Here is a 21,674-nt window from a genome sequence, read left to right on the forward strand (position 1 = left end):
TCTCCATATTGATTTTATTTATTATAAAAATTCTTTTCGTGCTTGTTGAATAAGTACTGCTGCTTGTTTTGCAACTTCCAAGTCACCTTCTGCCAATGCTTCTAAGGGTTGACGAACAGAACCTAAATCAAGTTTTTCATTTAGACGCAAAACCTCTTTTGCTACAGCATACATATTTGCCTTACCTGATACCATCTTATAGATGACTTCATTGATAACATATTGAAGTTTTTTAGCAGTATCTAAATCTCGTTCTTGAATCAAACTTTCCAATTTCAAGAACAAATCTGGCATAACGCCATAAGTACCACCAATACCAGCTTCTGCTCCCATCAAGCGACCACCAAGATATTGTTCATCTGGACCATTGAATACAATGTAATCTTCTCCACCTGCAGCTACAAACATTTGAATATCTTGTACAGGCATAGAAGAATTTTTAACTCCAATCACACGAGGATTTTGACGCATTGTTGCATACAAACTACCAGTCAATGCAACCCCTGCCAATTGTGGAATATTATAAATGATAAAATCTGTATTTGGCGCAGCTTCACTCATTGCATTCCAATATGCTGCGATTGAATATTCTGGCAATTTGAAGTAAATAGGTGGGATAGCAGCAATAGCATCGACTCCAACACTTTCTGAATGTTTTGCCAATTCAATACTATCCTTCGTGTTATTACATGCAACATGGTTGATAACTGTTAATTTACCTTTGGCAACTTCCATAACAGCTTCAATAATTTGTTTACGATCTTCTACACTTTGGTAAATACATTCACCTGAAGAACCATTTACATAGATACCTTTTACACCTTTGTCAATGAAATATTGCACCAGAGATTTTACACGTTCTTGGCTAATTTCACCATTTTCATCATAGCAAGCATAAAATGCAGGAATAACGCCTTTGTATTTAGTTAAATCTTTCATCAGATTTCTCCTTTATATTGTTTTTTATTTGATGACATTAATAAATCGCTGAGCAATTTCTTTTGGACGTGTAATCGCTCCACCAATGACAACACTGGTAACACCTAAACTATAAGCTTTTTTTAATTGTTCTGGATAATGAATTTTTCCTTCGGCAATTACCGGAATATTAAAATCAGCCAATTTTTTCATTAGTTCAAAATCAGGTTCATCTGATTGTACACTTGTACTTGTGTACCCTGATAATGTTGTACCAACAAAATCAACGCCTGATTTAAATGCATAGAGACCTTCATCAAAATTACTTACATCCGCCATCAACAATTGATTAGGATATTTTTCTTTTATTTTTTTGATAAATTCACTGACAACTAAGCCATCATATCTTGGTCTTAAAGTTGCATCAAATGCAATGACTGTTGTTCCGCATTCTACAAGTTCATCTACTTCTTTCATCGTAGCAGTAATATATGGTTCTTGAGGTGGATAATCTTTTTTGATAATTCCAATTATTGGTAAATCTACTACTTTCTGAATTGCTTTAATATCACGCACAGAATTTGCGCGAATGCCCACTGCTCCTGCCTCTAAAGCTGCTTTAGCCATAAAAGGCATCAAGCTAAATTCTTCATTATAAAGGGGTTCACCGGGTAAAGCTTGACAAGAAACAATGACTCCACCATGGACTTGACTTATAAATTTTTCTTTAGTCCAAATTTGGCTCATTTTATTATTCCTCCTTATGGATAATAGATTGATTGTAATAATATTGTCTCTCTGGACTTTCCAGATAATGAGAGAATAAGCAGTCTGTAATTAAAAGTATTGGAAACTGAGGTGATATGCGATTGCCATACGAGAGATGATTGATCGAAGCTAATAACAATAATTCATCAAAGAAACAATCTTCTTCGTCAAAATTTCTTGTAGTCATTAAAACTGTTTTAGCGCCTTTATCCGCAGCTTTTTGAAGACCTTCTAGTACAATATCAGTTTGACCTGAAACGGATGCTCCAATGACGAGGCAATTTTCATTAAGTAATAAGCTATTCCACAAAATCATATCCGCGTCTGATAATACTTCGCCAATGACTCCGAGACGCATAAACCTCATCTTCATTTCTTGTAAAGCAAGAAATGAACTTCCTTCACCATAAAGATATACACGCTCAGCATTTTCTATCATCTCAGCAATACGCTCAAGTTGAACTTCATCAAGAACCGTGTAAGTTTTTCTCAACATTTCTTCATAGTCGGATAAAACTTTTTCTGTAGCCTCTGTATACAATGCTAACTTTTCTTTCTCACGAATCATCTCTTGGTATTTGAAAATGAATTGTCTAAAACCTTTAAAACCACATTTTTTCGAAAATCGAGTCAATGTTGCTTTGGATACATTAAGGCATTCGCACAATGCCTCACATGAATAATTATTAAGAGGTTGCTGTTTTAAGAAGAATTTAGCAATGTCTTTTTCAGCATATGCCATATTTGGTAAATTAGCTTCTATCATTGGAATTAGTTCTTTTTGTAGTAACATATGAGCTCCTTTGTAAAAGTAAACGTTTACATTCTTTATTCTAACACTTATTTTTTTTTTTTTCAATATTTTTCATGATTTAGAAACTAGTTTCCAATTTCTTTCATTTCATAACAGAACAACAAATATAAAGATATAACATTTTTTATTCTTTATATTTGTTTTTTATGCCTTGTAAGAACATTTATCGACGTTGATATACTCATATATACATGTTTTATTAATTTTTATTTTGATTTTATTATTTCTTTCGGAATTCCTATACAACATTTTATTTCTAAAAAAATAGAAAAAATGTTCCTAGTTTCTTTATTCTATGCTGTTAATAAATTTTTATTTCCGAATTAAAAATAATCCTATAAAAACTACTGATTTATGAGATAAATCAGATCACCTATTTTAAAAAAGCATCAAACTATAAACTAGTAGGTTCCACACCAAATGTAGACCCATACTGCCCCATAAGTCCGATTTATAGCGTACCATCCCTAAAAACATCCCAAGTGAAACATATAAACACCAAGCTAGAATGGTTCCTGGATGATGTACTAAGGCAAATAAAACACTTGTCAACGCAACTCGAATATCTAATTTTCTCACCAAATTCCATATAATTTCTCGATACAGAAATTCTTCAACCATACTCGCATTGATTAAGAACAATAAAAATGAAAACCAAGGAACTTGATGTTGAAGCCCAATTAAGTTTGCTTGATTCGTGCTTCCCTGAGCATGGATTAGACTAAAACATAGACTTATAATCAGTAGGCTGACAAATCCAATACCAAGCCATTTTATCCTAGTTTTCATATTAATCTTGATTACTTGTTTTCGTTGACCATACATCCATAAAAAAGAAATGAGCGATGCACCATAGAGAATCTCTAGTATAGTTAACTCACTGATACAAAGCAATTTCAGTAAGTATAGGGATACCAATAGGACATTTACTTGTTGGAATATATAAACTGGAATGATTCTTTTCATAGTTACCTCCGAAATAAATCTTCATAATCTAAATCTAATACCTGCACAATCCTTTCTACCCATGGACTTTGAGGCATTCGTTGTTCCATCTTATAGTGGCGAATCTTTTGATACAAACGATTCAATTCACTTGGATAGTGAAACTCTCCCGCAAACATTTTTCTGGTTAACTCAATCCAGCTGATATTTCTTTCAGCCAAAATAATGGACAGGTTCTCCCAAAATCGTTCAGCCATATTGCTTCTCCTTTAACTTGATAAATAATGTGTTTGTGCCATGTAAATCAATTGTTTCGTATCTCTTGGCAATAAAGCTCTAGCCTCTTCCAAATTCAGATTTGGATAAACTCTCTTATTTGAAACCGCAAGAGGAAGTCTAATAGTTAGTTCAGGATTTTTTAATATCATTTCAATGAAATCCGATAATCTTAAATTGTCACGGTTCTTAAATCGTAATAAATTAGGAGATAAAAACTCAAAACAATCTGAAGAATAGCTCATCATCTCAATTAATTTGTCCTTTGTCATTTCAGAAATCGAATGACAAGATACCTCTATTCCGTAGTTTTGAAAGAAATCCAAAAGAAGTTGATTTCTATGGTTATTTTTACTTAGATAGAGATCAATCATGGGAAACCTCCCAAAGATTCGGTTCCATTTGATATTCTGATACGATTAAGGAATCCAATAAATTTGCGAAGTTAATCGGTTGCTTGTCTTCATCATAAGCTTTTACAGTTACTTGGGTTGTAAGTATTCCCTCTTTTCCCTCGGCTCGATAGCCTTGTCCATATAAAACAAAAACAAGATTTTGATGATCATCTACAAAGGCATCCGCTCCGTTCTTTATATCCTGACTTTCAAGGAATTCCATAATGTTTTGAAGATAGGATTCGTAAAATAGGGGGTAGTTGTGTTTTTTATGGTAATCATCTAAAAATGTCACCTCAAACTCACATGGATAATTGGGCATCAAAAATATTTGTTCATCCAGCTGTCTGATTTCTGCATCATGTAATTCTGTTTCTAATTCATCACAATCTAGTATTGACTCTTTATTTAAAGCTTTCATCTTTTTCCTCGATTTCTTTTAATTTCTTTGCGATTGCGGCAATAACAGGAACGGTTACACTATTACCAGCTTGTTTATAGAGCTGACTATTACTAGAGACTTTTCTAGCAGCTTCAAAAGCCCAATCAGGAAAGCCCTGCAGTCTAAAACACTCTTTAGGAGTGATTCGTCGTATCCTCAAACGGTAAAATTGTCCATCTATTAAGACACCGGCTACATGATTAACTTGCTTATCTTCTCCTTCATAGCTAGCCACTACTACTCCCATTTGCCCACTAGTTGTTAACGTATTCGCTATACCTTTTCCAACTCTACCACGACGATACTGAGAACTTGGTCTTTCTAAATTGATTGAATCCCCAATTTCTGCTTGAGCATATCCTTTTTTCGTTGCTTCCCGTACTTTTAGAAATTGGATTGGTTCTGGAATTAGTATTTTGGGGATTTTATCTCCACCTTGCATTGTAGTCAGTGTTGGAGATAAGCCCTCACTTCCATAGACGCGACCAGTTTCCTTAAAGCTAGTTGGTAAATCTCCAACAACGACAATACCATGGCGATCCTGAGTATTTAAAGTAAACATTGGCTCTTGATTATCCTTGAAACGTCTACCATTTTGTCTCTTTTCTAATCTGTCTGGTGTCATACAAGGAATAGCAACCTTAAATCCTTCTCCTTTTCCACGAACTAAAGTTGGCGCAAGACCTTCTGAATAATAAACTTTACCACTCATTCCACTTCTTGATGGATTTAAATTCCCTAGTGCTTTCAAAGTCTCAGGGTTAGTTGCTTGACCTTCTCGTCTGAAAGGAAATAGGAGTCTGGTACCTTTCTTTCTAGAATGTCCGATAATAAACACCCTCTCTCTGTTTTGGGGAACGCCAAAATCCTTACTGTTAAGCACCTGCCACTCAACATCAAACCCCAACTCATCAAGTGTGGTAAGGATTGTGGTGAACGTCCGTCCCTTATCGTGATTGAGTAGGCCTTTAACATTTTCAAGAAAAAGAAAACGTGGTTGGATTTGTTTGGCCGCCCGAGCAATTTCAAAGAACAAAGTTCCTCTAGTATCTTCAAATCCCAATCGTCTTCCTGCGATTGAAAATGCTTGACAAGGGAATCCCCCACAGATGACATCGACTTTCCCTCTAAGTTTTTTAAATTCGTCATCTGAAACATCTCGTATGTCATGAAATTCTATTTCTCCTTCTGTTTGAAAAATGGACTTATAAGATTCTCTAGCAAATTTATCAATCTCACAAAATCCAATACACTCGTGTCCGACACTTTCCATTCCTAGTCGAAAACCACCTATACCTGAAAATAAATCAATAAATTTCATTTCTTTATCACCCCTTTCTGATCAACTATCAATGTCCAAAGTGTCACACCACTTGAAATGACAATGAGCATAACTAATATCCACTCGATTGGCGACATTTTAACCACCTCCTTTTCTAACACGGTTATTCCAAACAGAATACAAGCCGTTAAACACAAATTCAGCCAAAACTTCCGCTCGTCTAACAAAGCGAACATTGTCAAGAGCATACTGATAGATTCTCTCAAAATCAGTCATAGCAATTTCACTGGCTGTTTCAGAAAAACCTTCTCGTCTAAATTGATCCTGTACCAATCCCCAAATGTAATCTCGATCATATTTTGTGACCTTTTCTACTTTTCTTCTCAAAATAGGTTGAGAATTCCTTTCTTCCTCATCCTCAATAAATAAAGATTCAGTCTCACTATATTTAGTCTCACTAACTTCAGTCTCACTAGGGGCTGAATAAGAGACGGGGGGCGTTTCATTTTCAACCTGCCCTAGTCTTTTTTTAACACTAGGCCTGTTTGAATTACCTACTGGGGTAGAAGACAATTCTCCTAAATAAATCTTATTAGCAAGTCTCCCTTTCTCACTTGAAGACTGTTGAACTTCATCAATTAAGTCATATTCTTTAAGAATTTTTTTGATAGACAGTAATTTTGACTTCGAACAACCTAACAGCCTCATCAGTTTAGAATTAGAAAATACTAAATAGACTGCTCCTTCTTCATCTACCCAACCACGACTGAGAGATAATTCTAAACGATCTTTTAAAATAGAATAAGCCACCTTTACTTCTAGTTTCATATCCATATATTTCTCATCCTCAAAAAGAATTTTAGGTAATTTATAATACCGTTCTGAAGTTTGGTATTGATTTGCGGTAATTCGTTTCATAGCGCTCCTCCAAGTTCTTTGAGTATTAAATCTCCACTTGATTTCAATCGAACCAAGCCACTTTTTTCTAATTCAACTATAAGAGATATGGCCTCAACAATATCTATTCCCATTTCACGTACTAAAAATGAAATGACAATATAGCGTGATGATTGTAATTCTTTTGTCATTTTTCCTCCTGAAAATAAAAAAAGGAGAACAATATACAATTGTTCTCTCTTTAGATAAATATTTATTGTTGTATTCATTTTTCCGATGCGCAAACGACATCTACAAATACATATACATCTATGTGCCTTTTTAGGACTTTTCTGACGTCAAAATTGCCTTTATCTACAAAGACAAAATGCTTGTAAAATAGCTTAAAATCAAGGATTTTCACCCTTTTTTTCGTTGTAGCAACACTACACACTCCACATGATGTGTTTGTGGAAAAAGATCCACCGGTTGGACTTTCTTCAATTCATATCCCAATTCTTGGTAGAGTTTGATATCACGCGCCATAGTAGCAACATTGCATGAGATATAGGCGATGCGGTCTGCTCCTGTTTGACTACTTGCCTTGATAAAACTCTCAGTGAGGCCTTTTCTTGGTGGGTCCACTAGAATAACGGTTGGTTGAATTCCTTCCTTGAGCCAATTCTTCATAGCATTTTCAGCTGTGTCACAGACATAGTGGGCGTTTGAAATATTGTTCAGCTGAGCATTCTTTTTGCTATTCTCAACCGCTTCTGCAATCACTTCAACACCATAAACTTCCTTGACATGTTTCGCAACAGATAGGCCAATAGTTCCGATACCAGAATAGGCATCAATGACCATATCATCTGATTTTAATGCTGCAAAGTCAATAGCTGTTTGATAGAGTTTTTCAGCCATTTCAGTATTGACTTGGTAAAAGGCTGGTCCAGAGATTTGGTAGTCATTGCCAAGCATTTTGTCAGTGATAAAATCTTGTCCGTAAAGCGTACGCCACTCCTTACCAAAAATCGCATTGGTATTTTGGTCGTTGATATTTTGCATAACAGACACAATCTCTGGGAACTGCTTGATTAGTTGCTCCATCAATTGCTCCACTCGAAAAATTTTGGGACGAGTGGTTACCAAAATAATCATGATTTGTCCTGAATAGTGTCCGCGACGCACCACAAGATTTCGAATCAAGCCAGCTTGTTCATTTTCATCATAAGGTTTCAAATCATAACGACGGAGCAAGTCGCGTAGAGCTACCACTACCTCGTCAATCACAGGATCTTGGATAAAGAAATCTTCCAGTGGCATGAGGTCATGAGAATTCTTACGAAAAAATCCAGTTTCCAAGACACCATTGACTCGACGAACAGGGACCTGTGCTTTGTTGCGGTACTTAACTGGATTTTCCATGCCAAGCGTTTCAGCAACCTCTATATCTGTAATGCCAGCAATCTTGTATAGACTGTCCTTAACTTGCTTGGTTTTAAACTTGAGCTGCTCTGGATAGGCAAGATGACCTAGATCCGCAATTCCTGAACGCAGGTAAGCCAGATCTAGATCTTGATTACGGTGTGGCGACTGGACAAGGTATTCTTCCACTTTCCCAAAGCCAATCTTTTTATTAACCTTGAGGACTCGCATGAGGATTTTTTCACTCGGTAAAGCATTCTCAACAAAAAATACCAAACCATTTACCTTGGCCACACCTGAACCTTCGTGGGTCAAATCAACAATTTCAACTTCTACAATATCATTTTTCTTTAACATTCTCTTCTCTTTCTATTGGCCGACAAAAAAGACGGCAACGTTACGGTTACCATCTATTATACCATGAAATTTCTTAAGAACCAAAACTCTTGAAGAAGTTGACAATGGCTTGCCAGAGGGAGCTTAAGAAGTTACCACCTTCTTCTAGTGCCTTATCAGCATCAAAGTTAAGGTTGATATTTTTAAAACTGTCGCCAGCTTGTGAAACAATACTTTGTTTAAGGTCATTCAAGGTTTTAGTGAAGTCTGCATTGCTGAGGATATCACTCTTTGAGAGATTCAAAGCAAAGTTGATGATGATATTGATCTGGTTTCCTGTTATCACCTGATCGAGTTTGTAATTTTTCAAGGTATCTTCAACAATTTTACGGACATCTTCCTCTGTAAGATTTCCCTTGCTTTCTTTAGCTTTGGCAAGTCCTGATTTGATATCAGCTAGGGCAACATTTAATTTATTGGCATCATAGCCAGTTTTATCCTTGTTTTCAGCATTGATATCTGACAAAGCCTTCAACTCTTCTTGAGCCAACTCTTTGTTGGCTTGTGGTACCTTGGCTCCGTTAGCCTCTAGCGAATAGTAAATTCCGGCTAAGGCACTTTCACCTGTAACTGGAATAGGGGCTGCTACAGTGATTTTGGCGTGTTCCACACCCAAAGTTACGGCTGCATTTCGGTACATATCCTGAGTCACCTTAGTAATGTTTTCTGGTGTTTCAATCTTGACCTCAAGTGGTGATTTGTCACCTAGTTTTTGAATCTTGGCTGATGAATACAATTGTAAGCTAGAGTCATTGGCCACATTCATAATCTTAGAATAGACATCAGGTGTCATGGTCTTGAGTTCTTTGGTGTCTGTTGAGGCATTGTAGCCTAGTTTTTTAAGGGTTTGATTTTTTTGGTCTTCAGACAATGATGAACCTAGGACATATTCAGGTTGGACATAGGTTTCATCGATGACTTTTTGAACATCTGTTGCTGCATGGACACTATTCATAGCTGTTACTGCCCACAAGACCGCAGCACTGGTCAGAAAGAGTTTCTTTCTCATAGGGAATTTCCTCCTTTACCTTTCTAGAGTAATATATCTATCTTAAAGAAAACTTATAACAAAAACACCTGGACTAGCCAGATGTCGAAAAGAGAGTAAAACATTTGATGATGTAAAGGTTGAGTTGCACCTGTCTAGAATAATAATAGTTTCCTCCATTTACATAGAGTTCGGCTCCATGAAAAATGGAAATGGGGTGAATATAACTATAAGTCTTTCCAGTGGTGTTACCAAGCAAGGGAGCAACAGTATCACGAGAGTACTGTTTGGCCAGTGCTAGGGTGTTTTCCTTACCATTTTGGGCGATAAAATCGATATAGGCAGGTCCAAAATTATAGGCTTGAACAGCCGTCCAGACATCAACACCCTGCTTCTGGGCTAGATAGAGATTATCTGTCAGAGTTTGAACGCCTTGCCGAATGCTAGAGGCGTTATCATTGATGGTATTGGTTGAACCACTAGCAGACTCACTAGACTGCATAACATCGCCTTCTTTTCCTTTGGTTTCGGTATAAATCATAGCGAGCACAAGCTCTTCGTTTGCTGGGGTGTCTTTTTCACTCAAGATTTCTCGCACCATGGGTTGATAGGTCATGACTTGCTTGACATCTTGGTGAACGCGGTAAGCTTTATAGCCAGCAAAAAGGAAGACTGCTAGTACAAGCACTCTTCGAATTCGTTTAAACATTATTTACTTTGGATATCCTCGATATTTTTGATTAAGATAGAGTAGGTTCCATTGTCGTTTTGGATAAACTCAACAGACTCGGCGTCTTGATAGACGTTATTGGGAACGATGAGCTCAATTCCATTTGACAAGGAGAGTTTTTGGTTTTCAAATTTCTTTAATTGGCCACTGGCATCAATTTCATCAAATTGAACAGGCTCTGGTACAGCTTCCTTGACTTGATCAATAAAGCTCAAACGAGCCGTCAGGTTGTTATCAAAAAGGTCGTTGGCCAATTTCTCAGGCGATAATTCATTGCTTTCTTCCAGGTTATTAAAAATCGCTGATTTTACCTTGGATTGAAATTGAAAATCATCTGTATTAAAAGATTCAGCAATTCTCTGGGCTGTTTTTTCCAGCTCCTTGATGGATTTCTTAGGTGAAATCTTAGGGGCTACGGCAAGGAGATTGTCTGAAAAATAGTTCAAGAAAGTCCCGTTGTACTTGATTCGTTTTTCAATCAGATGATACTTGCGACTCTGGAGATTGACTACCAAGGCCTCATCAGCTCCTGTTCCAAATCCAGGCAGGTTATTCTGAGTCAGCTTGATTGGATTATCAACTTCTCCTCCGAGGTGAGTCAGGGTCTCACGCAGTGCAATTCGCAAGAAAGCGAAATGTTCTACACCTTCTTTAGAAAATTGCACAAAAATCAAGTCATTGGTCTTGAGGTTTTCAGAAATACTGAACTCTTCTTTCCAGAGATTAACCAGTGTTACTGATGTCTCCAACAAATCGTCTGTAATATGATTGAAGAAGGGATTTTCTTCCTCGAAAATCCCAGTCTTGGCTTCATCTGAATACACACGTTCAATTTTTCTACGCAGGTATTCTTCGATTTTTGGAGTAATATTGAGAAGCTTATCCGCTAGGAACAGCTCGGTATCATCCGGGCTAAACTGATGGATAATGGCTTTCTTAATATAAATATCCATAAAAGTTTTAGTCCTCGTATAATGGGAAGGCATCTGTCAATCCTTTGACTGCACTTCTCACTTCTTCTAAGACAGCCTCATTTTCTGCATTCTTAAGGGCTTTAATGATGAGTTCAGCCACTTTGCGACTTTCTTCTTCACCAAATCCACGTGCAGTAATGGCTGCAGATCCGATACGAATTCCACTTGTCTTAAATGGTGACAAGATTTCGTAAGGGATTGAGTTTTTATTTAGGGTAATATTGACTTCATCCAGCAAGTTTTGAGCAACTTTTCCGTTTTCTACAACTTTAGTCACATCAACTAGGAAGAGGTGGTTTTCAGTCCCACCAGAAATGATACGGAAATCAGGATCTTGCAAGAAGACTTCTACCATAGCCTTGCTGTTTTTGATAACATTGGCAGCATATTCCTTGAAGGCTGGATCCAAAACTTCTTTGAAGGAAACTGCCTTAGCAGCAACAACATGCTCCAAAGGACCGCCCTGAATACCTGGGAAAATAGCTGAATTGATTTTCTTAGCTAAGTCTTCATCATTGGTCAAAATCAAACCACCACGTGGTCCACGAAGGGTTTTGTGGGTCGTTGTTGTAGTGATATGAGCGTATGGTACTGGGCTTGGATGTAGACCAGCAGCAACCAAACCAGCGATATGGGCCATATCCACCATAAGCTTAGCGCCAACAGCATCAGCAATTTCACGGAATTTTGAAAAGTCGATAATTTGAGAATAGGCTGAAGCACCAGCTACGATTAGTTTTGGTTTTACTTCTTGGGCTTGTTTCAAGATAGCATCAAAGTCCAAGAGTTCCGTTTCAGGGTCAACACTATAAGACACAAAGTTGTAGGTTTGACCAGAGAAGCTGACAGGAGCTCCGTGGGTCAAGTGTCCACCTGCTGCCAAATCCATCCCCATAACCGTATCACCTGGCTCAATCAAGGCCATGTAAGCCGCACAGTTGGCCTGGCTTCCTGAGTGAGGTTGTACATTGGCAAATTTTGCACCGAAAATTTCTTTTGCGCGTTCAATGGCTAGAGATTCTACCACGTCTACTACATCTGTTCCACCATAATAACGGCGACCTGGGTAGCCTTCGGCGTATTTATTCGTCAAGATAGACCCTTGAGCTGCCATAACAGCCTTGGAAACTACGTTTTCCGAAGCAATCAACTCGATATTATTTTGTTGGCGTTCTTCTTCTTTGGCAATAGCATTCCAGAGATCAGCATCATATGCTTTAAAATCATCTTTGTCAAAAATCATAGGTCTTCTCCTTTATTGTGTGACTAGTCCATTAGTTTAATTATCTTATAAGAAAATTAAACTAAAAGATGCGAATAAACCGTTTCTGCATTTTATCACAAGTATAACCAACTTTTTTATAAAATGCATGAGCACCCAGACGATGATCGGCAGAGTTTAAGCGGATAAACCCATAGCCGCGTCTTTTTACTTCTTGCTCCAACCCTTGCAGTAAACTTTTACCGATACCTTGACCTTGCGCTTGAGGTAAAACTGCTAAAGCTAAAATATTAAATCCTGCTTTAGAATAAAGTGATTCATAGACCTCAGCGTGTACATATCCAAGCAAGGCATGACTAGCTTCATCCTCATAGCCAAGTAGGAAATGATGGGAATCCTGAGACAGTATAGCTAGTTGACTAGCTGTCTCCTCTTGACTAAAAGAATAGCCCAAAGCTTCTTGGTTAATTTCACAAATGGCTTTCACATCAGTTTCTCTTAAATTTCTTAGCATCTCATTCCTCCTCAAAAGAAATCTCTGGCAACCGAGCAAGAATATCTTCTCGCTTAATCGCCCCTTGGCGTAAGATTTTCACCTTGTCTCCAGACAAATCCAAAATAGTCGAATCCTGTCCAGTTAGAAAAGCATCGTCTTCCAGACCCAGAACCTCTTGGTCAAAATCCTCTAGAATTTGATTAAAGGTCACTCCACTTGCCTGACCTGAGATATTAGCAGACGGCCCAATCAAGGGACCTGTCTCTCGAATCAAATCAAGGGTAAAGGGGTGACTGGGTATCCGAAATCCAACAGTTGCAAGGTCAGAATTGACCCAATAGGGAACTCGGTCATTGGCTTCGAGAATGATGGTTAAGGGACCTGGTAAAAAGGTCTCTACAAGTTTTTGTAGATAAGTTGGCTGATTCTTAGAAAAGTGCAAGATGTCCTCTAGAGAGGCGATATTGAGGTTAAGAGCCTTGTCTCTTGGACGACGTTTGAGCTGGTATACATGATCAACTGCTTTTTCGTCTAGAGCATTGGCAAAGAGACCGTAAACTGTCTCAGTAGGCAGAACGACCGCTCCACCATTTTCCAACTCTTGTCTAATCCTATCCATCATCAATTACAACCATCCTATCTTGACCAAACTGGTCCTTGAGCGTTCGTACTCTTTTTTCAGGAAGGTATTTCCTAAAAAGCTCAGGAACACTTTGACCTTGCTTGTATCCAACTTCGAGGTAAATCTTACCACCATCCTTGAGATGGTACTTTGCATCTTCCGCAATTCTACGGTAAATAGCTAGGCCATCCTCGTCTGCAAAGAGAGCTAGATGAGGTTCAGAAAGCAAAACATTCAAGCTTACCTCTGACTCATCTTCACGAGAGATATAGGGTGGATTGGAAACAATTATATCATATTTTTCAGAAATTTCTGTAAAACAGTCAGATTTTTTTAAAAATATTTGAAGATTTTGCTTTTTAGCATTTTCGTTAGCTACATCTAAAGCATCTTGGGAAATATCTGCTGCTGTCACTGACCAATCTGGTCTATTTTTTGCTAGAGCGAGAGCAATAGCTCCACTACCTGTTCCAATATCTAGAACTGATAGATTCGTCTCAGGATTTTCAGTCAGGATAAGCTCCACCAACTCCTCTGTTTCTGGACGAGGGATCAATACTCGCTCATCAACTTTTAACTGCATTCCATAAAAATCTGCCTGTCCAATGATGTACTGTGCCGGTTTATGAGCTGCTAACTGTTGGAAAATTCCTTTTACAAATACTTCTTCCTCTTCCGTCACTTCCTGCTGGAGGGCAAAAACAAAGTCCGTAAAAGATAGATTTTTCAGGCTACGATAGACAAAAGAGAGGCTTTCAGCTTCCTCTCCTTGTCTTATCAACTCTTCTTCAAAATCTGAAAATAATTGAGCTAATTTCATTATTTATTTAATTCTTCTAATTTTTGCGTTTGGTCATAGAGCACCAAGGCATCCACAACTTCATCCAATTTACCAGACAAAATCGTATCTAGTTTTTGGAGGGTTAAGCCAATACGGTGGTCTGTGACACGGTTTTGTGGGAAGTTATAAGTACGAATCCGTTCTGAACGGTCACCAGTACCAATAGTCGACTTACGCTCAGCATCTTGTTCATCTTGTGCAATTTGTGCGAAGTGGTCAGCAACACGCGCACGGATGATTTTCATGGCTTTTTCACGGTTTTTCTGCTGGGTACGTTCTTCCTGCATCTCAACCTTGATATTGGTTGGCAAGTGAACGATACGAACGGCAGTCGCAACCTTGTTGACGTTCTGTCCACCAGCACCTGATGCATGATAGATGTCGACACGAAGGTCTTTTGGATCAATATCGTATTCTACTTCTTCGACTTCAGGCATGACAAGAACTGTGGCAGTTGATGTATGGACACGACCTTGGCTTTCTGTCACAGGGACACGTTGCACACGATGGGCACCTGATTCGTACTTGAGTTTAGAGTAAACAGATTGACCTGAAACCATGGCAACCACTTCTTTGAAACCACCGACACCATTCATAGAGGCTTCCATAACTTCAAAGCGCCAGCCTTGGGCTTCCGCATACTTTTGATACATGGTTAGCAAATCCCCAGCAAAAAGTGCTGCTTCATCTCCACCAGCTGCTCCACGGATTTCAAGGATGATATTCTTGTCATCGTTTGGATCTTTTGGAAGGAGCAAAATTTTGAGTTTTTCTTCGTATTCTTCTTTTTCAGCCTTGGCATCTTTGAGTTCTTGCTTGGCCATTTCTTCCAAGTCCGCATCTCCGCCTGATTCCTTAATCATTTCTTCAGCGTCAACGATGTTTTGAAGGACTTGTTTATACTCACGGTAGGCTGTTACCGTATCACGAGTAGAAGCCTCTTCTTTGGAAAGATCCATGAAACGCTTGGTGTCCGAAACTACATCTGGGTCACTGAGCAACTCTCCTAATTCTTCATAACGGTCTTCTACAGCTTGTAGTTGATCATAGATGTTCATTTTTCTTCATTCTCCTTATTGATTTCAGGGGCAAAATAATGTTTACGGCAAACTGAGATATAGGTTTCATTACCACCAATCTGGATCTGTTCTCCATCGTAAACGGGTAATCCATCCTGTGTTCGCAAAACCATAGTCGCCTTTTTCTTACAATACTGGCAAATGGTCTTAATCTCATCAATCTTGTCTGCTAAGAGCAAGAGATACTTGGAACCTTCGAACAGTTCATTGCGAAAATCATTTTTCAAGCCAAAAGCCATGACAGGTATGTCTAACTCATCAACAACACGAGCTAGGTCGTAAACATGGTGACGCTTGAGAAACTGGGCTTCATCGACCAACACACAGTAAGGTTTTTCTGGTAAATCTCGGATATAGCCAAAGATATCCGTCGACTCCTCAATCGCAAGAGCAGGGCGTTTCATACCGATTCGGCTCGACACATAGCCAACACCGTCACGCGTATCCAGAGCCGAGGTCATAATCACAACACCTTTTCCTTGCTCCTCATAGTTATAGGCCACCTTGAGAATCTCAATCGTCTTACCAGAGTTCATGGTCCCATAACGATAATACAACTGTGCCATGTTTCTTACTTCACGTCCATTTCTAAATTTTTGCTACATTCTAGTATATCATAATTTTCTTAAGCTTTAAACGGCAAAATGTGGTAAAATAGAAGAAATCAAAAACTAGTGGAGGAAGCTATTATGCCATTTGTACGCATCGATTTATTTGAAGGACGCACGCTCGAGCAAAAGAAAGCTCTTGCTAAGGAAGTGACGGAAGCTGTTGTCCGTAACACTGGAGCACCTCAATCTGCTGTCCATGTCATCATCAACGACATGCCAGAAGGAACTTACTTCCCTCAAGGTGAAATGCGCACCAAATAATCTAGCTTAAGCAGAATTGCTTAGGCTTTTTCAATCTCCAAGTAGCATCCATTGAAGAAATAGTTCAAATTTGTTACAATTTGAAAAGAGACTTGGAAAAATTTCCAAGAAAAGAGCTATTTATTAAAGGAAACATTATGATTACACGTGAATTTGATACCATCGCTGCTATCTCTACTCCATTAGGTGAAGGGGCTATTGGTATTGTCCGCCTGAGCGGAACAGAGAGTTTTGCTATTGCGCAAAAGATTTTTAAAGGAAAAGACTTGAGTCAGGTTGCTAGCCATACACTTAACTACGGTCACATCGTTGACCCTCAGACAGGAAAAGTCATGGACGAGGTTATGGTTGGAGCTATGAAGTCTCCAAAGACCTTCACTCGTGAGGATATTATCGAGATTAACACCCACGGTGGGATTGCGGTGACCAATGAGATTCTCCAGCTAGCTATCCGTGAAGGAGCTCGATTGGCTGAACCTGGTGAATTTACCAAACGTGCCTTTCTAAATGGACGTGTGGACTTGACTCAGGCTGAGGCGGTCATGGATATCATCCGCGCCAAGACAGACAAGGCCATGAATATTGCGGTCAAACAATTAGATGGTTCCCTTTCTAATCTTATCAATAATACCCGTCAAGAAATCCTCAATACACTTGCCCAAGTCGAGGTCAATATTGATTATCCTGAGTACGACGATGTTGAGGAAGCCACTACTGCTGTTGTCCGTGAGAAGACTATGGAGTTTGAGCAATTACTAACTAATCTTCTTCGAACAGCACGTCGTGGCAAAATCCTCCGTGAAGGAATTTCCACTGCTATCATCGGACGCCCCAATGTTGGGAAATCAAGCCTTCTCAACAACCTCTTGCGTGAAGACAAGGCAATCGTAACCGATATTGCTGGTACAACTCGAGATGTCATCGAAGAATACGTCAACATCAATGGTGTTCCTCTAAAATTGATTGACACAGCTGGTATTCGTGAAACGGATGATATCGTTGAACAAATCGGTGTTGAGCGTTCGAAAAAAGCTCTTAAGGAAGCTGACTTGGTTCTGCTAGTACTAAACGCTAGCGAGCCCTTAACTGCCCAAGACCGACAACTTCTTGAGATTAGCCAAGATACAAACCGTATTATTCTTCTTAATAAAACCGACCTGCCTGAAGCGATTGAAACTTCGGAACTACCTGAAGACGTTATTCGTATTTCAGTCCTTAAAAACCAAAATATTGATAAGATTGAAGAACGTATTAACAACCTCTTCTTTGAAAATGCTGGTTTGGTTGAGCAAGACGCAACTTACTTGTCAAATACCCGTCATATTTCCTTGATTGAGAAGGCCGTTGAAAGCCTACAAGCTGTTAATGAAGGGCTGGAACTAGGTATGCCAGTTGACTTGCTTCAAGTTGACTTGACTCGTACTTGGGAAATCCTCGGAGAAATCACTGGGGATGCTGCACCAGATGAACTCATTACCCAACTTTTTAGCCAATTCTGTTTAGGAAAATAGGAAAATCCATGATCGTTGTTTCGGTCATGGATTTTATTGTAATTATTAGTAATCTGGTCTTAAGACACCTGTTACAGTTGCCTTAGTCGCTTCGTAGTCACCATCTACAACAACCTTGATAATGCGTTTGGCATCTTCTTCTGGTGCTGGAACAAGAGGTAGACGAGTTGGTCCAGCTTCAAATCCCATATAGTTAAGAACGGCCTTAACTGGAGCAGGACTTGGATAAGAGAAGAGAGCATTAACTTTAGGAATGAACTTGCGTTGAATAGCTGCAGCTGTCTTCATATCACTTTCTGCAATGGCAGTAAACATCTCGTGCATTTCATCCCCATTTGTATGGGATGCAACAGAAATAACCCCGTCAGCACCAAGGTTCATGGCATGGAAAGCATCTCCATCCTCACCTGTATAAATCAAGAATTCTTCAGGCTTGTGTTCAATCAAGTAAGCCATATTAGCCAAGCTAGTACATTCTTTGACACCAATAATATTTGGATGGTTAGCCAAACGAAGCATAGTTTCTGGAGTCAATTCAACAACTACACGCCCTGGAATGTTATAGATAATAATTGGCAGGTCAGAAGCATCTGCAATGGCTTTAAAGTGCTGATACATCCCTTCTTGAGAAGGTTTGTTGTAGTAAGGAACAATAGCAAGCCCAGCTGCGAAACCACCAAATTCTGCTACTTCTTTGACAAACTCGATAGAGTCACGCGTATCATTGGTACCCACACCCGCAATCAAAGGCACACGTCCATTGACAATCTTTTGTACAGCCGCAAACAGTTCCAACTCCTCATCATGGGTCAAGGTTGGACTCTCAGCAGTGGTCCCTGCGAGAAGAATTCCATCCGTATGATGCGCTAATAAATGCTCAATTAAGGCTGGAATGGCATCAAAATTGATGGAACCATCCTCATGGAAGGGGGTAATAAAGGCTGTGATGATTTTACACTCTTTTAAATCTTGATAAGACATGAAAACACCTCTCTATTTCAAAGAAGGAGTTCATCTGAACTCCTAAACGATATGACTATTTTAATTCAAATTTCAATTCAGCTGTTGGACGAACCAAGCCACGTTCATGAAGAGTTTCAGCAATCTGAACTGAGTTCCAAGCAGCACCTTTAAGAAGGTTATCTGAAACAACCCACATGTGGATTCCTTTTTCAGCATCCAAGTCTTTACGGATACGACCAACAAAGGTATCACGTGAACCCACTGCATTGATAGCTTGAGGATAAATTTGATGAGCGACATCATCTTCAAGGACAGCACCTGGGAAGGCTGCGATAGCTGCTTTTACTTCTTCGATTGGAGCCACTTCTTTTGTTTCGATGTAAACAGACTCAGAGTGAGCTGACAAGACTGGAATACGTACACATGTTGCAGATACTGCAATGCTGTCATCTTCCATAATTTTCTTAGTTTCTTTAGTCATCTTCATCTCTTCGTAAGTGTAATCATTGTCAGTGAAGATATCAATTTGTGGAAGAGCATTGAAGGCGATAGGATAATGTTTCTTATCCCCACCTGAAGGCAAGATTTCAGCATGTAAATCACGTGGTTTCACTCCATCATTCAAAACTTCACGAAGTTCACGTTGTGTCTCAAGAATTGCTCCCATACCAGCACCTGAAACTGCTTGGTAAGTTGAAACAATGATACGGTCCAATCCCCATTTTTGGCGAACTGGCTCAAGAGCTACCATCATTTGGATTGTTGAACAGTTAGGGCAGGCAATAATCCCGTGGTGGGCATCAAGTGCATGAGCATTGACCTCTGGAACAACCAAAGGAACATCTGGATTTTGACGGAAGTAAGATGTATTATCTACTACTACCGCGCCAGCTTTTACTGCGTATGGTGCATACTTAGCTGATGTAGAACCACCTGCCGAAAAGAGAGCAATGTCAATTCCTTCAAAAGCTGTTTCAGTCGTTTCTTCAATCGTAATATCTTGATCTTTAAATTTCAAAGTCTTGCCTGCTGAACGTGCAGAAGCAAGGTAACGAATTTTATCGATTGGAAGTGTTGATTCTTCCAACATTTTTATCATCTGAGCTCCGACAGCACCTGTCGCGCCGACTACAGCAACTGTATATCCCATAAATAACCTCTTTCGGAATTTTCTAAAAATTTCTATAATAGAAGTATTATACTACTTTTTCCATGAATTGCAAAGCTTTTTCATCATTTTTTGGAAAATAAAAATCCCCAGTCGCTAGACTAGGGACTAAGAGGCATCTTCATGTGATGAGCAGGTTCACACAACTCATCAAGGTCCGCTCCTGCGTTATGACCTCCTTATGCTCAATAGTAGTCCGAAGACTACCTATCGACTCATCGCATCTACTATTCTACTAAAGAGAATGACTTTTGTCAACAGACGAAACTTTTTAGTTTCATTTACACAGCTGAATAGAAATATCTTTGAAACATTTGATGCATACATAACAAATACATAACAAAAACCCTTGTAAATCAAGGGCTTTTCTGTCTATTTTATGCTAATTGCCGGGATTGAACCGGCGACCTCATCCTTACCATGGATGCGCTCTGCCAACTGAGCTAAATCAGCTTACTTAAAAAGTATACTATAGTTAGAAAATCTTGTCAAGTTTCCTTAGAAATTTTCCATAAGAAAAAGCCAGGTAAGAGCCACCTAGCTTATCTTCTTCTATTTGCTTAAATCAATTCGACGACCAATTTTACCAATGATAATCGCACCAATAATTAATGAAGCAAATTCACCAATCCCTGTTGTGAACCAAGTAAGGAAAAATGGTAATTGCGCTACGATATTCAACTCGGCAGCGATAGTAAACATAGAAATTGAAAAGAGGATTGAAAAGAAGAAATGATCTTTTCGAATCAATCCGTTAAAGAGGTAATCCTTGCTATATTTTGCAAAAAGCCAAACACCTAGACTGAGGAATACTAAGGTTGATCCACCACCAACAAAGACATCTAGCGGTCCGAAGCTAAAGAAATTAGCAATCATACAACCGATAGTAACTCCGATGATGTACTTAGGATTGTAAAAAGCCATAAAGTTCATCATTTCTGAAATACGGAACTGATAAGCACCATAGCTAATGGCATTTAGGGGCGGTGTGACAGTCAAAACGACATAGATAGCAGCGACGATTGCGATATCTGCAACATCACGAATAGTTAATTTTTTCATCTTTTCTCCTTTAGCGGATTATCCGCGTGTAATATGCTTGGTGAAAGAAGCTAAGCACCAAGGGTTGCTTTATTCAACCTTACTAGTATAGCACAATAGCCTGCTTTATGCTATACTTAAAGCATGAAAAAACGCATTGAAAGTCTCTTCGTGAATGAGCTCTTAGCCTATCTTTTTTTTGGAATAGCAACTACTCTTGTCTCCATTCTATCTAGATTAGTCATTTATCAACTAACTCATAGAGAACTCCTTGCTACTGGACTAGCAAATAGTATCGGTATCCTATTTGCATTTATTACAAATGATAGGCTTGTCTTTAAGCAAGCTAGAGAGAATTGGTCAATTCGTTTAGTAAAATTTACTATAGCACGTCTTTCTACTTTTCTTTTAGACTTGTTTTTAACTTTTATCTTTGTAACTCAGTTTCCTAATATTATCGGGCAATTTGTAAATAATAATATAGACAAGGTTAATAGTATTGAAACCGTTATTTCACAATTCTTGATAATTATCCTCAATTACATTTTTAGTAAGGTATTTATTTTTAAAAAATAAGAAAAATTTTAAACATATAGCTTGCAAGAACTTCTTAATTAATATATAATCAAG

The 21,674-nt window shown here is 38.6% G+C and carries 26 protein-coding genes, 1 tRNA gene and 1 riboswitch; of the genes, 3 read left to right on the top strand and 24 right to left on the bottom strand.

What is annotated here, in order from left to right; translation table 11 throughout:
• Positions 1-21 precede the first annotated feature (21 nt).
• The 20 genes from F9B91_RS09845 to F9B91_RS09940 form a co-directional block, all read right to left on the bottom strand.
• Complete coding sequence (locus tag F9B91_RS09845) at positions 22-939, bottom strand: N-acetylneuraminate lyase (RefSeq protein WP_150923192.1); 918 nt, start codon at positions 937-939, stop codon at positions 22-24.
• Between the two features lie 24 nt (positions 940-963).
• Positions 964-1,665, bottom strand: a complete 702-nt coding sequence (locus F9B91_RS09850) for an N-acetylmannosamine-6-phosphate 2-epimerase (protein WP_045611613.1) — start codon at positions 1,663-1,665, stop codon at positions 964-966.
• Between the two features lie 4 nt (positions 1,666-1,669).
• Positions 1,670-2,479: a MurR/RpiR family transcriptional regulator gene (locus F9B91_RS09855; protein ID WP_150923193.1), complete on the bottom strand. Its 810-nt coding sequence runs from the start codon at positions 2,477-2,479 to the stop codon at positions 1,670-1,672.
• A 399-nt stretch (positions 2,480-2,878) separates the two neighbouring features.
• Positions 2,879-3,466 carry a CPBP family intramembrane glutamic endopeptidase gene (locus F9B91_RS09860; RefSeq protein WP_150923194.1) on the bottom strand — a complete coding sequence of 196 codons (588 nt, stop codon included), beginning with the start codon at positions 3,464-3,466 and terminating at the stop codon, positions 2,879-2,881.
• A gap of 2 nt (positions 3,467-3,468) precedes the next feature.
• The gene (locus F9B91_RS09865) at positions 3,469-3,702 is read right to left on the bottom strand and encodes a hypothetical protein (protein WP_000840776.1); all 234 of its coding nucleotides are present in this window, start codon (positions 3,700-3,702) and stop codon (positions 3,469-3,471) included.
• 12 nt (positions 3,703-3,714) lie between these two features.
• The gene (locus tag F9B91_RS09870; protein WP_125417057.1) at positions 3,715-4,095 is read right to left on the bottom strand and encodes a hypothetical protein; all 381 of its coding nucleotides are present in this window, start codon (positions 4,093-4,095) and stop codon (positions 3,715-3,717) included.
• Positions 4,088-4,537 (bottom strand): hypothetical protein, encoded by a 450-nt coding sequence (locus F9B91_RS09875; protein ID WP_061370804.1) that lies wholly within the window; start codon positions 4,535-4,537, stop codon positions 4,088-4,090. Before F9B91_RS09875 ends, F9B91_RS09870 begins: the two co-directional genes overlap by 8 nt.
• Positions 4,521-5,879: a DNA (cytosine-5-)-methyltransferase gene (gene dcm / locus F9B91_RS09880; RefSeq protein WP_150923195.1), complete on the bottom strand. Its 1,359-nt coding sequence runs from the start codon at positions 5,877-5,879 to the stop codon at positions 4,521-4,523. Before dcm ends, F9B91_RS09875 begins: the two co-directional genes overlap by 17 nt.
• Before the next feature lie 99 nt (positions 5,880-5,978).
• Positions 5,979-6,758 carry a replication initiator protein A gene (locus F9B91_RS09885; RefSeq protein WP_150923196.1) on the bottom strand — a complete coding sequence of 260 codons (780 nt, stop codon included), beginning with the start codon at positions 6,756-6,758 and terminating at the stop codon, positions 5,979-5,981.
• The gene (locus F9B91_RS09890; RefSeq protein ID WP_150923197.1) at positions 6,755-6,928 is read right to left on the bottom strand and encodes a hypothetical protein; all 174 of its coding nucleotides are present in this window, start codon (positions 6,926-6,928) and stop codon (positions 6,755-6,757) included. Before F9B91_RS09890 ends, F9B91_RS09885 begins: the two co-directional genes overlap by 4 nt.
• A gap of 208 nt (positions 6,929-7,136) precedes the next feature.
• Entirely contained in the window at positions 7,137-8,498 is a 1,362-nt protein-coding gene (gene rlmD, locus F9B91_RS09895; protein WP_150923198.1) for a 23S rRNA (uracil(1939)-C(5))-methyltransferase RlmD, read from the bottom strand.
• Positions 8,499-8,571: 73 nt separating this feature from the next.
• Entirely contained in the window at positions 8,572-9,546 is a 975-nt protein-coding gene (locus tag F9B91_RS09900) for a DUF1002 domain-containing protein (RefSeq protein ID WP_150923199.1), read from the bottom strand.
• 73 nt (positions 9,547-9,619) lie between these two features.
• Complete coding sequence (gene pmp23 / locus F9B91_RS09905) at positions 9,620-10,234, bottom strand: cell wall hydrolase Pmp23 (protein ID WP_150923200.1); 615 nt, start codon at positions 10,232-10,234, stop codon at positions 9,620-9,622.
• Positions 10,234-11,208, bottom strand: coding sequence for a nucleoid-associated protein (locus F9B91_RS09910; protein ID WP_191962441.1), 975 nt, complete (start codon positions 11,206-11,208; stop codon positions 10,234-10,236). The genes pmp23 and F9B91_RS09910 overlap by 1 nt, the downstream gene beginning before the upstream one ends.
• Before the next feature lie 7 nt (positions 11,209-11,215).
• A complete protein-coding gene (gene glyA / locus F9B91_RS09915; protein WP_150923202.1) occupies positions 11,216-12,472 on the bottom strand; it encodes a serine hydroxymethyltransferase in 1,257 nt (418 codons plus the stop codon).
• Positions 12,473-12,533: 61 nt separating this feature from the next.
• A complete protein-coding gene (locus F9B91_RS09920) occupies positions 12,534-12,965 on the bottom strand; it encodes a GNAT family N-acetyltransferase (RefSeq protein ID WP_150923203.1) in 432 nt (143 codons plus the stop codon).
• Position 12,966: 1 nt separating this feature from the next.
• Positions 12,967-13,569: an L-threonylcarbamoyladenylate synthase gene (locus F9B91_RS09925; protein WP_150923204.1), complete on the bottom strand. Its 603-nt coding sequence runs from the start codon at positions 13,567-13,569 to the stop codon at positions 12,967-12,969.
• The gene (gene prmC / locus F9B91_RS09930) at positions 13,559-14,389 is read right to left on the bottom strand and encodes a peptide chain release factor N(5)-glutamine methyltransferase (RefSeq protein WP_150923205.1); all 831 of its coding nucleotides are present in this window, start codon (positions 14,387-14,389) and stop codon (positions 13,559-13,561) included. Before prmC ends, F9B91_RS09925 begins: the two co-directional genes overlap by 11 nt.
• Positions 14,389-15,468 (bottom strand): peptide chain release factor 1, encoded by a 1,080-nt coding sequence (gene prfA / locus F9B91_RS09935; protein WP_001028792.1) that lies wholly within the window; start codon positions 15,466-15,468, stop codon positions 14,389-14,391. Before prfA ends, prmC begins: the two co-directional genes overlap by 1 nt.
• Entirely contained in the window at positions 15,465-16,055 is a 591-nt protein-coding gene (locus tag F9B91_RS09940) for a thymidine kinase (RefSeq protein WP_150923206.1), read from the bottom strand. Before F9B91_RS09940 ends, prfA begins: the two co-directional genes overlap by 4 nt.
• Before the next feature lie 123 nt (positions 16,056-16,178).
• On the opposite strand from F9B91_RS09940, the gene F9B91_RS09945 reads away from it, so the two are divergent.
• A complete protein-coding gene (locus F9B91_RS09945; protein ID WP_001117401.1) occupies positions 16,179-16,361 on the top strand; it encodes a 4-oxalocrotonate tautomerase in 183 nt (60 codons plus the stop codon).
• A gap of 137 nt (positions 16,362-16,498) precedes the next feature.
• A complete protein-coding gene (gene mnmE / locus F9B91_RS09950) occupies positions 16,499-17,872 on the top strand; it encodes a tRNA uridine-5-carboxymethylaminomethyl(34) synthesis GTPase MnmE (protein WP_150923207.1) in 1,374 nt (457 codons plus the stop codon).
• A gap of 45 nt (positions 17,873-17,917) precedes the next feature.
• On the opposite strand, the gene dapA is transcribed toward mnmE, so the two are convergent.
• The 4 genes from dapA to F9B91_RS09970 all read right to left on the bottom strand — a co-directional run bounded on the left by dapA (position 17,918) and on the right by F9B91_RS09970 (position 21,065).
• On the bottom strand, positions 17,918-18,853 hold the full coding sequence (gene dapA / locus F9B91_RS09955) for a 4-hydroxy-tetrahydrodipicolinate synthase (protein ID WP_150923208.1): 936 nt from the start codon (positions 18,851-18,853) through the stop codon (positions 17,918-17,920).
• A gap of 55 nt (positions 18,854-18,908) precedes the next feature.
• Positions 18,909-19,985 (bottom strand): aspartate-semialdehyde dehydrogenase, encoded by a 1,077-nt coding sequence (locus F9B91_RS09960; RefSeq protein ID WP_000542485.1) that lies wholly within the window; start codon positions 19,983-19,985, stop codon positions 18,909-18,911.
• Between the two features lie 398 nt (positions 19,986-20,383).
• Positions 20,384-20,456: transfer RNA gene (locus tag F9B91_RS09965), tRNA-Thr, on the bottom strand.
• A gap of 99 nt (positions 20,457-20,555) precedes the next feature.
• Positions 20,556-21,065 (bottom strand): QueT transporter family protein, encoded by a 510-nt coding sequence (locus F9B91_RS09970; RefSeq protein ID WP_084865581.1) that lies wholly within the window; start codon positions 21,063-21,065, stop codon positions 20,556-20,558.
• Positions 21,063-21,160, bottom strand: a riboswitch (PreQ1 riboswitch). Its footprint overlaps the gene before it by 3 nt.
• 28 nt (positions 21,161-21,188) lie before the next feature.
• Between F9B91_RS09970 and F9B91_RS09975 the strand changes: the two genes are divergently transcribed.
• Complete coding sequence (locus F9B91_RS09975) at positions 21,189-21,620, top strand: GtrA family protein (RefSeq protein ID WP_084888067.1); 432 nt, start codon at positions 21,189-21,191, stop codon at positions 21,618-21,620.
• Positions 21,621-21,674 lie beyond the last annotated feature (54 nt).

Origin of the sequence: Streptococcus mitis (assembly GCF_008763935.1) — a bacterium.
GTDB lineage: Bacteria > Bacillota > Bacilli > Lactobacillales > Streptococcaceae > Streptococcus > Streptococcus mitis_DB.